This is a genomic window from Winogradskyella eckloniae, assembly GCF_013249045.1.
GTDB lineage: Bacteria > Bacteroidota > Bacteroidia > Flavobacteriales > Flavobacteriaceae > Winogradskyella > Winogradskyella eckloniae.
The window spans coordinates 384,259-397,224 of sequence record NZ_JABRWP010000002.1; the positions used below are offsets into that span (position 1 = coordinate 384,259).

A 12,966-nucleotide genomic window follows, 5' to 3' on the forward strand; every position below is an offset into this window, starting at 1 on the left:
TTCAATTGTAAAATGTATTCGCATTTAAATGCTCGATTCATCTTTTTTATCCTTTTTAAGGAACATGGTTTGCTTTAAATTTTTCAACCTTGTCCATGCTTTTTTATCGTAATTGTGTGCTTTGGGTTTTGGTTCTTCAGTTTTTTGAGGATCGTATAACATACCTGTACATAAGCACATTTTTTGCTCAGTTCTTGTTAAAACATCGAAATTTTTACAAGTTTGACAGCCTTTCCAAAATGATTGGTCATCAGTTAATTCTGAGAATGTAACAGGTTTATAGCCTAATTCACTATTCATTTTCATAACCGCTAAACCTGTGGTGATACTAAAAACTTTAGCATCTGGAAATTTGGTTCTAGAGTGTTCAAAAATGACTTTCTTAATTTTTTTAGCCAGTCCTAAGTTTCTAAAATCTGGATGTACAATTAAGCCAGAATTGGCAACAAATTTGCCATGACTCCATGCTTCTATGTAGCAGAAACCTGCAAATTTATCACCATCTAAAGCAATAACAGCGTTACCATTTTCCATTTTAGAAATGATATACTCTGGTTTACGTTTGGCTATTCCAGTACCTCTTACTTGAGCGGCATCTGCAATGGTGTTACATATCGTTTCTGCGTATATGCTATGTGATTTATCAGCAATAACAATTTTCATTGTAATTGAGTTTTAATATTAAAAAATGCAATTTGTTTTGTTTGAATGTAGAACCGGACACACCTTAGTTCTAATAATAATTGTATACCCTTACGGGCGACGATTAAGTCCACGGCGTAACGTATTTCTATTTGAAATGGGTAGTACTAAATTTCTAAGTATGTGTTGTGAATTGTTCAATGTAAAAAAATAAAAGATTAACTAAATGGTTTTAAGGTAGAGTGCCATTAGCGACGTCGCCTGTTAGTAAACAAGCTTGTGGGTCTTTCTATTTTATTTTTTTGAATTAACATAATGTAAATTTAGAATTAATATTTAATAATTGCCCTATTATTTGTTGATTTTTAAAAAATTTATGAAATTCATAATTCTATCAAAATAAATTGTAAATCTTTCAGCAATAATGGCTTTGCAGTTCATTAATTTATAGAATATAATCAGTGCTTACAAAGTTTGAGGCTTCCGAGTTCATTAATTCTTTTAAAATTGTGTTATTGTAAGCGTTGTCTTTAGAGGCTACAAAAGTTCTAATTGAAAAAGAACGTAAAGCATCATGAACACTAAGTGTTGCAACTGCTGAATCTTTTCTCCCTGTAAATGGATAGACATCTGGTCCACGTTGGCATGAACTGTTTAGGTTGACTCTACAGACTAAATTTACAAGTGTATCTATTAAAGGTGCTAGCGTTTTTACATCCTTGCCAAATAGACTAACTTGTTGTCCATAGTTAGATTCTGCCATGTCATCTAATGGTTCATCGATATTGGAAAATGGTACCACAGGAATTACAGGTCCAAATTGTTCTTCTTGAAACACTCTCATTTCCTTGGTAACAGGATATAAAACTGCTGGGAATATATAATTTTCAGTGGTTTCGCCACCTTTGTTATTAATAATCTTTGCGCCTTTTTCAATAGCATCATCAATTAAACCTTGTATATATATAGGCTTATCTGGTTCTGGTAAAGGTGTTAATTTTGCACCATCTTCCCATGGGTTTGCAAATTTAAGCGCATCGACTTTTGCAGAAAACCGTTTATTGAATTCTTCTATGATATCTTCGTGAACGTATAATACTTTTAATGCCGTACAACGTTGACCATTAAAAGATGTGGTACCTGCAATACATTCATCTATGGCTAGATCCAAGTCTGCATCTGGAAGTACTATTGCTGGATTTTTGGCCTCAAGCCCTAAAACTAAACGTAATCTATTACTTTTTGGGTGTTGGTTTTGTAGCGCGTTTGCCGACTTACTGTTACCAATTAAAGCCAAAACGTCCACTTTTCCTGATTGCATAATTGGTGCGGCTACTGTTCTTCCACGTCCGTATATAATATTAACAACGCCTTTTGGAAAGCTATCCCTAAACGCTTCTAATAATGGAGAAATTAGTAAAACACCATGCTTTGCCGGTTTAAAAACAGCTGTGTTCCCCATGATTAAAGCAGGAATTAATAACGCAAATGTTTCATTTAGTGGGTAGTTATAAGGTCCTAAGCAAAGTACAACACCTAATGGGCCTCGTCTAATATGAGCATTGACACCAGAACTTTTTTCAAATTTAGCGCTATCGCGATCCATTTGCTTGTAATCTTCAATAGTATCATATATGTATTCTACAGTTCTATCAAATTCTTTTTCAGAATCTGGTAGGTTCTTTCCAATTTCCCACATTAATAATTTTACAACGTCAGCACGTTTGGTTTTCATTTGTTCTACAAACTTTTCCATACAAGCAATGCGGTCTACAACTTTCATGGTTGGCCATAAGCCTTGCCCTTTATTGTATGCCGAAACCGCTGAGTCTAATGCACGCAGTGCTTCTTTTTTTCCTAATGTTGGTATTGTGCCTAATAATGTGGGTTGGTAGTCTGTGGTAGATGATATGCTTGAATATACTTTTGAGGTTTCTCCTCTCCAAGGTATTAAAGCACCTTCTGTTAAATAGGTGTTTTGTTCTACTAACGTGTTGATTTGAAACTGTTTTGGAATATTCATTTTTGTTTGTATTAGACTAAAAACTGAAATAAATCGGGTTTGTCATTAAGGTAATCTCCAAAGAAATTATGAAGCTTCATTTTTGTAATTAATGGTTCTAAATCTTCAGGAGACTTCAATTCTATACCAACGACGGCAACATCATTTTCTCTATTTGCTTTTTTGGTATACTCAAAGTGAGTGATGTCATCGTTTGGTCCTAAAATATCGACAACAAAATCTCGTAGAGCACCTGTACGTTGTGGAAATTTAACAATGAAATAGTGCTTTAGGTTAGCGTAGAGTAGTGCACGTTCTTTGATTTCTGCAGTACGTGTAATGTCATTATTGCTTCCACTAATAACACAGACTATATTTTTGCCTTTTATCTCGTCTTTAAACTGTTCTAAAGCAGAGAGACTTAATGCTCCTGCTGGCTCAGCAACAATGGCATCTTTATTATATAATTCTAATATAGTTTGGCATATTTTGCCTTCATCAACAGTTACAACACGATGTAGATTTTCTTTACAAATTGCAAAATTTAAATCGCCAACGCGTTTTACAGCAGCGCCATCTACAAAGTTATCTATGGATTCTAATTTAATATTTTCATTTGCTCTAATAGAAGTGAGCATAGCAGCAGCACCTTTGGGTTCTACACTAATGATTTTTGTTTGAGGTGACAATAGTTTAAAAACAGAAGATAAACCAGACGCTAATCCACCACCACCAACAGGAACAAAAACATAATCAATAGGATGTTCTTTTGCTTGGTCAATAATTTCTAATCCGACTGTTGCTTGGCCTTCAATGACTTTTTCATCATTAAAAGGATGAACAAATGTTTTACTCATTTCTTCACTTTGCTGCATGGCTGCATGGTAGGCATCATCAAAAGTATCTCCAACTAGAACTACATCAATAAATTCTTCGCCAAACATTTTGACCTGTTCAATTTTTTGGCCAGGTGTAGGTGATGGCATAAAAATGGTGCCATGTATTTTTAGAAGTTTACAAGAAATGGCAACCCCTTGAGCATGATTACCTGCGCTAGCACATACAATTCCATTTTCTATTTGAGCAGCATCTAAAGAAGAAATTTTATTATAGGCACCTCTAATTTTGTAAGATCGGACTTCTTGTAAATCCTCACGTTTAAAATAAATATTAGCTCCAAATTTTTTAGAATACCTCGCATTTTTAACTAAAGGTGTTACAGAAGCAATACCTCTAAGTTTTTCTGCTGCAGCTTCAATAGCCTTTAATGTTGGTCTGTATGTGGTTTTTGTTTCTTCCATGTTTTCTTCCCACAAAAGTGGAAATATGATATTTAAATTACAGTTTCATAATGCTCAACACTAGGAAAGGGATCATAGTAATGGTGTAATAATGCTTTCCATTTTTTATAAGCTTCAGATGATCTAAATCCTATATTATGATCTTCTATTGTTTCCCAATTTACAAGTAAGATGTATTTGTTTTTTTTCTCAATACATTTTTTTATTGAATGACTTTTGTAGCCTTTAATTGAACTGATATACTGTCCTGCTTTTAAAAAGTCAATCTCAAATTGCTTTTCTAAATTGTCTTTAATGTTTAAAATAGCAACTTCTAATATCATGATTCATTTTGCATTTTAGAAAACCACCTGTCAGATTATTACCATCTGACAGGATGATTATAATTTATGCTAAAACAGAATCACTTGCTTCAACATCAGATTTAATAACTTTCATTGCTGTCATTGCAGAACGTAAACGTTGACCAACAGCTTCTATTGGATGATTTCTAATAGCATCATTAACCGCAATTAATTCTTTATTGTCAACGGCATTTGAATTAGAGTATGGTTTACCGATAATACTTGTATCTACAGTTTTCATAAAATCAGATAATAATGGCTTACAAGCATGGTCAAATAAATAACAACCGTATTCTGCTGTGTCCGATATTACACGGTTCATTTCAAATAATTTCTTTCTTGCAATGGTGTTAGCAATTAATGGAAGTTCATGAAGTGATTCGTAATATGCAGAATCTTCAATAATACCTGCACTTGTCATCGCTTCAAAAGCAAGTTCTACACCAGATTTTACAAAAGCAACTAATAAAACACCATTGTCAAAATATTCTTGTTCTGAGATATGATCTGATGTTAAAGCTGTTTTTTCAAAAGCCGTTTCACCTGTTGCAGCTCTCCATGATAATAAATTAACATCATCATTTGCCCAATCTTCCATCATAGTTTTAGAGAAGTGACCAGAGATAATATCGTCCATATGCTTTTCAAATAAAGGACGCATAATGTCTTTTAATTCTTCTGATAGTTGGTACGCCTTAATTTTAGCTGGATTAGATAGGCGATCCATCATGTTGGTAATTCCACCATGTTTTAAGGCTTCTGTAATGGTTTCCCAACCAAATTGAATTAATTTCCCAGCATAACCTGGTTCAATACCTTCTTCAACCATTTTGTCAAAAGATAATATTGCACCTGTTTGTAATAGTCCACAAAGAATAGTTTGCTCGCCCATTAAATCAGATTTTACTTCAGCAACAAAAGATGATTCTAACACACCAGCTCTGTGACCACCTGTAGCTACAGCGTAGGCTTTGGCTTGTGCCCAACCTTTACCTTCAGGATCATTTTCTGGGTGTACAGCAGTAAGTGTTGGTACACCAAATCCACGTTTGTACTCTTCACGTACTTCACTACCAGGACATTTTGGTGCTACCATAATTACGGTTAAATCCTTGCGGATTTGTGTACCTTCTTCAACGATATTAAATCCGTGAGAATAACTTAATGTTGCTCCTTTTTTCATTAATGGCATAACCGTATTTACAACATTAGTGTGTTGCTTGTCTGGTGTTAAGTTTAACACTAAGTCTGCCGTTGGTATTAATTCCTCGTACGTACCAACAGTAAACCCGTTAGATGTTGCGTTTTTGTAAGATTCACGTTGCTGGTCAATTGCAGCCTGACGTAATGCATAAGAAATATCTAAGCCAGAATCTCTCATATTTAAACCTTGGTTAAGTCCTTGTGCACCACAACCAACGATTACGATTTTTTTTCCTTTTAAAGCGTCTACACCATCCTCAAATTCTGAAGCGTCCATAAAACGGCACTTTCCTAATTGCTCTAATTGTTCTCTTAATGGTAATGTGTTAAAATAATTTGACATTGTTTCTAGTTGTTTTTTTATTTGAGAGCATTAAATTTATAAAAGAGAAGATGAAACTAGTTCTATTCTCTTTTTTCTAATCTCTTGTTTTTTATTTAGTGTTGAAATGCTTTAAGCATTGTTGATATTTTCATTTCGTCTTTAGTCACAGCAACTCTTCCTGAACGTGTAAATTGCATAATACCAAATTGATTTAAATCCCTATAAAGTAGATCTATCTCTTCTTTTCTTCCTGATTTTTCAAGGACAAAAAATTTCTTGTTTACAGTTACAATTCGGGCATTACTTTCTTTGATTATATTCTGAATTTGTCGTTCGTCGAATAGTAGTTCTGATTTAATTTTAAATAAACACGATTCTTGATAAATGATTTCATCTTCGGTATGGTAAAAAGCTTTAATGACTTCAACTTGCTTTTCAATTTGACCGATGATTTTCTTCATCTGAGATTCGGTGATGTTTACAACAATAGTAAATCTTGAAACACTTTCAATTTCTGAAGGGGACGTGTTAAGACTCTCAATATTTATATGTCTTCTTTGGAATATTGCAGAAATTCTATTTAGTAATCCTATATTGTTTTCCGTGTATATTGAAACGGTATATTGTTTGTTCTCTGTACTCATTCTTTTAATAGATAATAGAAAAAAGATAATAGAAAATTGACTTTTAGTCGTTAAGGCATTTGAAACCTATGTTCTCTATTCTAGTTTCTTTGTTCTTATTTTATTCTAATCTTATATCTGAAACACTTGCGCCAGTCGGAATCATTGGGAAAACATTGTCTTCCTTTTCTACTCTTACTTCTAAGAAATAAGGACCATCACAATCTATCATTTCTTTTACGGCTGCTTTTAAATCTTTTCGTTCTGAAACTTTTTGTGCTTCTATTTGGTAGCCTTTTGCAATAGCTACAAAGTCTGGGTTAACCATTTCTGTAGAGGCATAACGTTTATCAAAAAATAGCTGTTGCCATTGACGAACCATACCAAGGAATTCATTGTTTAATACAACTATTTTTACAGGTACTTTTTGTTGAAAAATAGTGCCTAATTCTTGAATATTCATTTGGTAACCACCATCACCTGCAATCATTATAACTTCGCGTTCTGGAGCTGCCATTTTTGCGCCAATAGCTGCAGGTAGTGCAAATCCCATGGTACCTAATCCACCAGAGGTTATATTACTTTTACTAACATTAAATTCTGCGTATCTACAAGCGATCATTTGATGTTGTCCAACATCACTAACTATTGCAGCTTTTCCTTCTGTTTGTATGTTGATTTCTTTCAATACTTCACCCATTGTTAAACCGTCTTTGGTTGGGTGTAGGTCGTTTTTAATAACCTTATCGAATTCTATTTGATATAAATCCTTAAATTTTTGATGCCATTGGGAATGTGTATTTGTGTTGAGCAATGGTAATAATGCTTTAAGACTTGATTTAGCATCGCCTAAGACTGCGACATCTGTTTTTACGTTTTTATCAATTTCTGCTGGATCAATTTCAAAATGTACAATCTTTGCTTGCTTGGCATAAGTAGCTAAATTGCCTGTAACTCTGTCATCAAAACGCATTCCGATTGCAATTAATACATCGCACTCATTTGTTAATACATTGGGTGCATAGTTTCCGTGCATTCCAACCATTCCAACATTTAAATGGTGTGAGCTCGGAATTGCTGAAGCTCCTAAGATTGTCCATGCGGAAGGAATTCCTGATTTTTCTATTATAGCTTTAAACTCGTCTTCTGCTTTACCTAAAATAACACCTTGTCCCCAAACAATAAGTGGCTTTTTTGCGTTATTCATAAGTTCTGCGGCAGCTTTTAAAGCAGATGTATCTGTTTTTGGTACAGGTTTATAGCTTCTAACACCAGTACATTTTTTGTACTGGAAATCAAACTCTTCAAACTGGGCATCTTTAGTAATGTCAATTAAAACAGGTCCTGGTCTACCGCTTTTAGCAATATAAAATGCTTTTGCTAAGACTTCAGGGATTTGAGATGCTTTAGTGATTTGGCAGTTCCATTTAGTAACAGGTGTTGATATGCCTACAATATCAGTTTCTTGAAAGGCATCACTACCGAGTAAATGAGAACCAACTTGACCGGTAATGCAGACTAAAGGCGTAGAGTCAATTTGAGCATCTGCAATACCGGTAATTAAATTAGTAGCTCCTGGTCCAGATGTTGCCATGGCGACACCAACTTTCCCAGAGATTCGCGCATAACCTTGAGCGGCGTGAGCTGCTCCTTGTTCGTGACGCGTTAGTACATGATGAATTTGATCTTGATATTTAAATAATTCATCATACACAGGCATTATTGCTCCTCCAGGATAACCATAAAGAGTTGTAACACCTTCAGCTAATAAGCACTTTATAACGGCCTCACTACCAGAAATTCTTTCTGTAGTTTTAGTGCTTTTAGAATTGTTGTTTATTGTTTGAGTTTCTTTCATTTACGCTTTTTTTTAGAATTCATCCGTTACACATCCTTTAGACGCAGATGAAACTGTTTTTGCATATTTATATAGAACACCACGTTCAAATTTTAATTCTGGTGCTTTCCATTTTTGTCTTCTTCGTTGTAATTCCACTTCAGATACTTCTAAGGAAATGGAGTTAGTTTCAGCATCAATTGTAATGATGTCGCCATCCTTTACTACTGCAATTGTGCCGCCTTCTTGTGCTTCTGGTGTGATATGTCCTACAACAAAACCATGTGTTCCGCCCGAAAATCTTCCATCAGTAATTAAGGCAACATCCTTACCTAAGCCAGCTCCCATTATGGCTGCAGTAGGTTTTAGCATTTCTGGCATTCCAGGTCCTCCTTTTGGTCCTTCGTATCTAATGACCACCACGTCGCCTTTCTCTACTAAACCATCTCTAATGCCGTCGTTTGCTGCATATTCACCTTCAAAAACTTTGGCTTTTCCTCTAAAACAAAGGCCTTCTTTGCCAGTGATTTTAGCCACACTACCTTCTGTTGCTAAGTTGCCATACAGCATACGTAAGTGTCCGGAAATCTTAATTGGTTCTTCAATCGGTTTAATAACATCTTGTCCTTCAGTTAAATCTGCAACATCGAGTAAATTTTCTGCAATAGTTTTACCTGTAACCGTTAAACAATCACCATGAATTAAACCTTTTTTCAATAGATATTTTAACACTGCAGGAATGCCTCCCACAGCATGTACATCTTCCATTAAATATTTTCCACTCGGTTTTAAATCTGCTAAAAAAGGTGTGTTATCGCTAATATCTTGAAAATCTTTCAGTGTAAAATCAATTTGAGCCGCTCTTGCGATAGCTAAAAAATGTAATACAGCATTTGTAGAGCCTCCTAGTATAGTGACTAATCTTACCGCATTTTCAAGAGATTTTCTTGTTATTATATCTGAAGGTTTAATGTCTTTTTCTAATAACACTCTTAAAGCTTCTCCTGCTTTTATAGATTCTTGCTGCTTTTCTTCACTCAGTGCTGGGTTTGAAGAATTGAATGGTAATGTCATTCCTAAAGCTTCTATTGCAGAAGCCATAGTGTTCGCTGTATACATGCCTCCACAGGCACCAGCTCCAGGACAAGCCTTTTCAACGATGTTCTGATATTCGCCTTCATCCATGGTTCCAGCAACTTTACTTCCCCAAGCTTCAAAAGCAGAAACGACGTCTAATTTTTTGCCATTATGACAACCTGAATCAATTGTGCCTCCATATACCAAAATTGATGGACGATTTAGTCTAATCATAGCCATGAGCGCACCAGGCATATTTTTGTCACATCCTACTACAGTAACGAGTCCATCGTAACTCATCGCTTGTACAACTGTTTCCATAGAGTCAGCAATAATATCACGAGATGGTAGTGAATATCGCATTCCTGGTGTTCCCATTGAAATACCATCACTAACACCAATAGTGTTAAAAATTAACCCAACTACATCTTTGTTTTTTGTACCTTCTTTGACCAGCTTGGCTAGGTCATTAAGGTGCATGTTGCAAGGGTTGCCTTCGTATCCTGTACTGGCAATACCAACAATGGGTTTGTAGAAATCTTCTTTGGTTAATCCAATAGCATGCAACATAGCTTGTGCTGCTGGTTGCGTTGGATCTTGTGTAACTGTTTTGCTGTATTTGTTTAATTGACTCATAGTTTATTTAGGCAAAAATGATTTGCAGGAACTAAATTACTTGATATGCGATGGATTTATAATTAAGTTCATAATTTTTTTCTAAAGTCAGATGTGTTAGAGAGGTTTTAAATACGTGAAATTCAATGATTTAGATAAGAATTAATATGATGTTCAAGCGTGTTTAAATTTTTAAATAAGAGTAATAGTTAAAAGCAATAAATTAACGATTTAACATTTTTTTTAAAGAAATTAAACTAAATGTGCGTTTCGGTAAAGGATAGTGCAATGTTTTAAACCAAAAAACTCGCAACTTTCTAAATTTAGAATGTTACGAGTTTTGGTGGTGGTGCCTCCAGTACCATTATTTGCTTGAACCTGTGTTATACTATTTTATATAATAACCTATTTATCCCTTTATTTATAATACGTGTGAGATATTTTAAATAATTTATATACTTTTGTAATAACAATAATTAAAGGAGATGTTGTCCCTTTTGTTGTCCCTTTATTATATAAATCATTAATTGAGATTATGAGTAAGTCAATTAAACCAACTTCGGGAACGATTAAATATAGATTAAAAGATGGTAATGCCAAAAAAGAAACCTCTATAATTTTAGATTATAGTTTTGGTAGAAACAATCGCATAAAATTTGCCACGGGTTATAAGGTTTTACCTAAAAATTGGGATAAAACATATCAAAGAATTAGAGCAGTATCTACAATAAGAAATAGGGAAAAAGTTAATAGTGATTTATTGAACTTCTCTTCAGAATTTGTAGAAGCAGTTTCTAAATTAGAAGATTTAGAAAAGCAAAATAAGAATATATTGAAATCACTATTGTTTAAAATAGTGAGAAAGAATGAAAACAACGACAAGCTGATAACTACTTTTTTTGAATTTGCTGATGATTATATTGAAAAAAGAGAAAATCAAGCAAAGAATATTGATGCTGTAAAATTAAGCCCAATTACTATTAGGTCTTATAAGCAAACTGTTAATAGACTAAAAGAATTTAATACTCGTGTTAACTATAATTTAGATTTTGAGAGTATTAATTTGAATTTTTATTATACGTTTATAAAATATTTAGAGGATAATAATTATTCTGTGAACACAATAGGAAAGCATATAAAGAATTTAGTAACTATTTTGAATAGAGCTACTGAAGATGGAATTAATACTAATCTTAAATATAAACACTCTGAGTTTAAAATGGTCTCTGAAGAAACTGTTTCTATTTATCTTACCGAAGCTGACATAGATGCTTTATATAAAACAGACCTGTCTAAAACAAAAGATTGGGAACTAGCTAGAGATATATTTTTAATTGGCTATTACACAGGGCAGAGAGTTTCAGATTATAATGGAATTACTAAAGACCAAATTAAAACCTTTAATGGAAAAGAAGTATTTGAATTTAAACAACAAAAAACGAATAAGCGTGTTTATGTTCCAATTCATAGACGTGTTAAAGAAATCATGGAACAACGTTATAATGGTTTTCCACCTCGTAAATTGAATAATCCAGATATTAACGAATACATTAAAGAAGCTGGAAGAAAAGCAGAGATAAACGAGCAAGTCACAATAACAAAAACGGTTGGTGGAAAAAAGACATCAGAAACTGTTCCTAAGCACAAGCTCATTGTTTCTCACACTGCACGAAGATCATTTTGTACAAATGCATATTTATCTAAAATGCCAACAATTGATATTATGTCTATTAGTGGTCATTCTACAGAACGAGAGTTCTATAAATATATTAAAGTTACACCTCAAGAAAGAGCTGTAAAAATTGCTGATAGTGATTTTTTTAAAAATTAATTATTCAATAACCTATAAATGAATTACGAAGATGCATTTGCAATCGATGATCTGCCAAGTTTAGATCAAGAAAAGAAAGATTATAAGTTTAACCTAAAAAATTACAGTAATTACGAGCCGAAATTGGTTGACGATTTCTATTTAAAGTACTTTATACGTTTGCTGCTTTTTGAAACTCGAATTTTAGAACTTCGTGGGTTTTTAAAGCATCATTACGATTATTGTAACGACCCAGAGCTCTACTATTCGGTTCTTGATTTTGAGGTTATACCTAAAATTGAGGAGATTATTGACCATGCACAGGTGCTCCTAGAAGGAAGAGGCTATAATAATGAAGTAAAGTTAGAAAATGGCTTCACAGAAAGTGAAGGTGTCATACAAAATTATGATTTAGATTATCCACTAATGTTACATCAAACATGTTTTAACAGAAAACAGAAAGAATTTGCAAAAAGAGTTGAAATCATTAATAATTTTATTCTAGACTACAAAGATGAAAAAGTGAAAAAACCATTAAAGTGGATAGCAGGTCCATCTCAGTTAGCTGTAATTATTCAAGAGTTAATTTTGCAAGGTTATATGGAAGGTGATACGCGAAACGGCGATGTAAATTGCCGTAAATTGGCACGAGAACTTTACGATGTTTTTGATATTAAAGATTGTGATTCAGCTAGCTCAATAGAAATATATCTCAGTCCAGGTAATAAGCGACATAAAGGAGCAAAACAAAAATTTGATGATAGAAACTTTCTTATTCCTCCAGCTCGATTAACATAATTATTTTAATACTGTTTATAAACTGACGTATACACCTAAATTTTAAAAAAAACTGTGTTGTAGAGTATTTTTGCATTGTAAAACATTAAACACAGGTCAAATGAAGTCTACACAACTTAATATTTATCAAAGGATACTCGATGAGCTTACTGAAAATATCCTGATTGGTGTTGATAGGAAGTTAAAATCGTATTTTGATAAATACAAGCCATCCAAAAAAGAGGAAGATGAACTTCTTACGGTTGATGAAACTCTTAAAATCCTAAAATGTTCTAAACAAGCCCTTTGGAATTGGCGTAAAAATGGTATTCTGCCAAGCTATCGAATGGGGAATCGTGTCTACTACAAAAAGAGTGATATTTTTTCCAAACTCACTAAACAGGAGTAGC

11 protein-coding genes are annotated in these 12,966 nt (G+C 33.6%); 3 read left to right on the plus strand and 8 right to left on the minus strand.

The window, feature by feature from the left end:
• Positions 1-24: 24 nt before the first annotated feature.
• The 8 genes from HNV08_RS04625 to ilvD form a co-directional block, all read right to left on the minus strand.
• Positions 25-663, minus strand: coding sequence for a GNAT family N-acetyltransferase (locus tag HNV08_RS04625; protein ID WP_173279996.1), 639 nt, complete (start codon positions 661-663; stop codon positions 25-27).
• A 424-nt stretch (positions 664-1,087) separates the two neighbouring features.
• Entirely contained in the window at positions 1,088-2,665 is a 1,578-nt protein-coding gene (locus tag HNV08_RS04630) for an NADP-dependent glyceraldehyde-3-phosphate dehydrogenase (RefSeq protein ID WP_173279997.1), read from the minus strand.
• An 11-nt stretch (positions 2,666-2,676) separates the two neighbouring features.
• Complete coding sequence (gene ilvA, locus HNV08_RS04635) at positions 2,677-3,945, minus strand: threonine ammonia-lyase IlvA (RefSeq protein WP_173279998.1); 1,269 nt, start codon at positions 3,943-3,945, stop codon at positions 2,677-2,679.
• Positions 3,946-3,977: 32 nt separating this feature from the next.
• Entirely contained in the window at positions 3,978-4,268 is a 291-nt protein-coding gene (locus tag HNV08_RS04640; protein WP_173279999.1) for an antibiotic biosynthesis monooxygenase family protein, read from the minus strand.
• Positions 4,269-4,332: 64 nt separating this feature from the next.
• The gene (ilvC, locus tag HNV08_RS04645) at positions 4,333-5,835 is read right to left on the minus strand and encodes a ketol-acid reductoisomerase (protein WP_173280000.1); all 1,503 of its coding nucleotides are present in this window, start codon (positions 5,833-5,835) and stop codon (positions 4,333-4,335) included.
• A 95-nt stretch (positions 5,836-5,930) separates the two neighbouring features.
• The gene (gene ilvN, locus HNV08_RS04650) at positions 5,931-6,461 is read right to left on the minus strand and encodes an acetolactate synthase small subunit (RefSeq protein WP_173280001.1); all 531 of its coding nucleotides are present in this window, start codon (positions 6,459-6,461) and stop codon (positions 5,931-5,933) included.
• Positions 6,462-6,561: 100 nt separating this feature from the next.
• Complete coding sequence (ilvB, locus tag HNV08_RS04655; RefSeq protein WP_173280002.1) at positions 6,562-8,298, minus strand: biosynthetic-type acetolactate synthase large subunit; 1,737 nt, start codon at positions 8,296-8,298, stop codon at positions 6,562-6,564.
• Between the two features lie 12 nt (positions 8,299-8,310).
• Complete coding sequence (gene ilvD / locus HNV08_RS04660; protein ID WP_173280003.1) at positions 8,311-9,990, minus strand: dihydroxy-acid dehydratase; 1,680 nt, start codon at positions 9,988-9,990, stop codon at positions 8,311-8,313.
• Positions 9,991-10,504: 514 nt separating this feature from the next.
• Between ilvD and HNV08_RS04665 the strand changes: the two genes are divergently transcribed.
• From HNV08_RS04665 to HNV08_RS04675, 3 genes are all read left to right on the plus strand, one after another.
• Positions 10,505-11,800: a tyrosine-type recombinase/integrase gene (locus HNV08_RS04665; RefSeq protein WP_173280004.1), complete on the plus strand. Its 1,296-nt coding sequence runs from the start codon at positions 10,505-10,507 to the stop codon at positions 11,798-11,800.
• A gap of 18 nt (positions 11,801-11,818) precedes the next feature.
• On the plus strand, positions 11,819-12,577 hold the full coding sequence (locus HNV08_RS04670) for a hypothetical protein (protein ID WP_173280005.1): 759 nt from the start codon (positions 11,819-11,821) through the stop codon (positions 12,575-12,577).
• 100 nt (positions 12,578-12,677) lie between these two features.
• Positions 12,678-12,965: a helix-turn-helix domain-containing protein gene (locus tag HNV08_RS04675; RefSeq protein WP_173280006.1), complete on the plus strand. Its 288-nt coding sequence runs from the start codon at positions 12,678-12,680 to the stop codon at positions 12,963-12,965.
• The last annotated feature ends 1 nt before the right edge of the window (position 12,966 follow it).

Bases quoted from the DNA above. Each gene is read 5' to 3' on its own strand.
- HNV08_RS04625 (WP_173279996.1), bottom strand. From the start codon at position 663: ATGAAAATTGTTATTGCTGATAAATCACATAGCATATACGCAGAAACG.
- HNV08_RS04630 (WP_173279997.1), bottom strand. From the start codon at position 2,665: ATGAATATTCCAAAACAGTTTCAAATCAACACGTTAGTAGAACAAAAC.
- ilvA (WP_173279998.1), bottom strand. From the start codon at position 3,945: ATGGAAGAAACAAAAACCACATACAGACCAACATTAAAGGCTATTGAA.
- HNV08_RS04640 (WP_173279999.1), bottom strand. From the start codon at position 4,268: ATGATATTAGAAGTTGCTATTTTAAACATTAAAGACAATTTAGAAAAG.
- ilvC (WP_173280000.1), bottom strand. From the start codon at position 5,835: ATGTCAAATTATTTTAACACATTACCATTAAGAGAACAATTAGAGCAA.
- ilvN (WP_173280001.1), bottom strand. From the start codon at position 6,461: ATGAGTACAGAGAACAAACAATATACCGTTTCAATATACACGGAAAAC.
- ilvB (WP_173280002.1), bottom strand. From the start codon at position 8,298: ATGAAAGAAACTCAAACAATAAACAACAATTCTAAAAGCACTAAAACT.
- ilvD (WP_173280003.1), bottom strand. From the start codon at position 9,990: ATGAGTCAATTAAACAAATACAGCAAAACAGTTACACAAGATCCAACG.
- HNV08_RS04665 (WP_173280004.1), top strand. From the start codon at position 10,505: ATGAGTAAGTCAATTAAACCAACTTCGGGAACGATTAAATATAGATTA.
- HNV08_RS04670 (WP_173280005.1), top strand. From the start codon at position 11,819: ATGAATTACGAAGATGCATTTGCAATCGATGATCTGCCAAGTTTAGAT.
- HNV08_RS04675 (WP_173280006.1), top strand. From the start codon at position 12,678: ATGAAGTCTACACAACTTAATATTTATCAAAGGATACTCGATGAGCTT.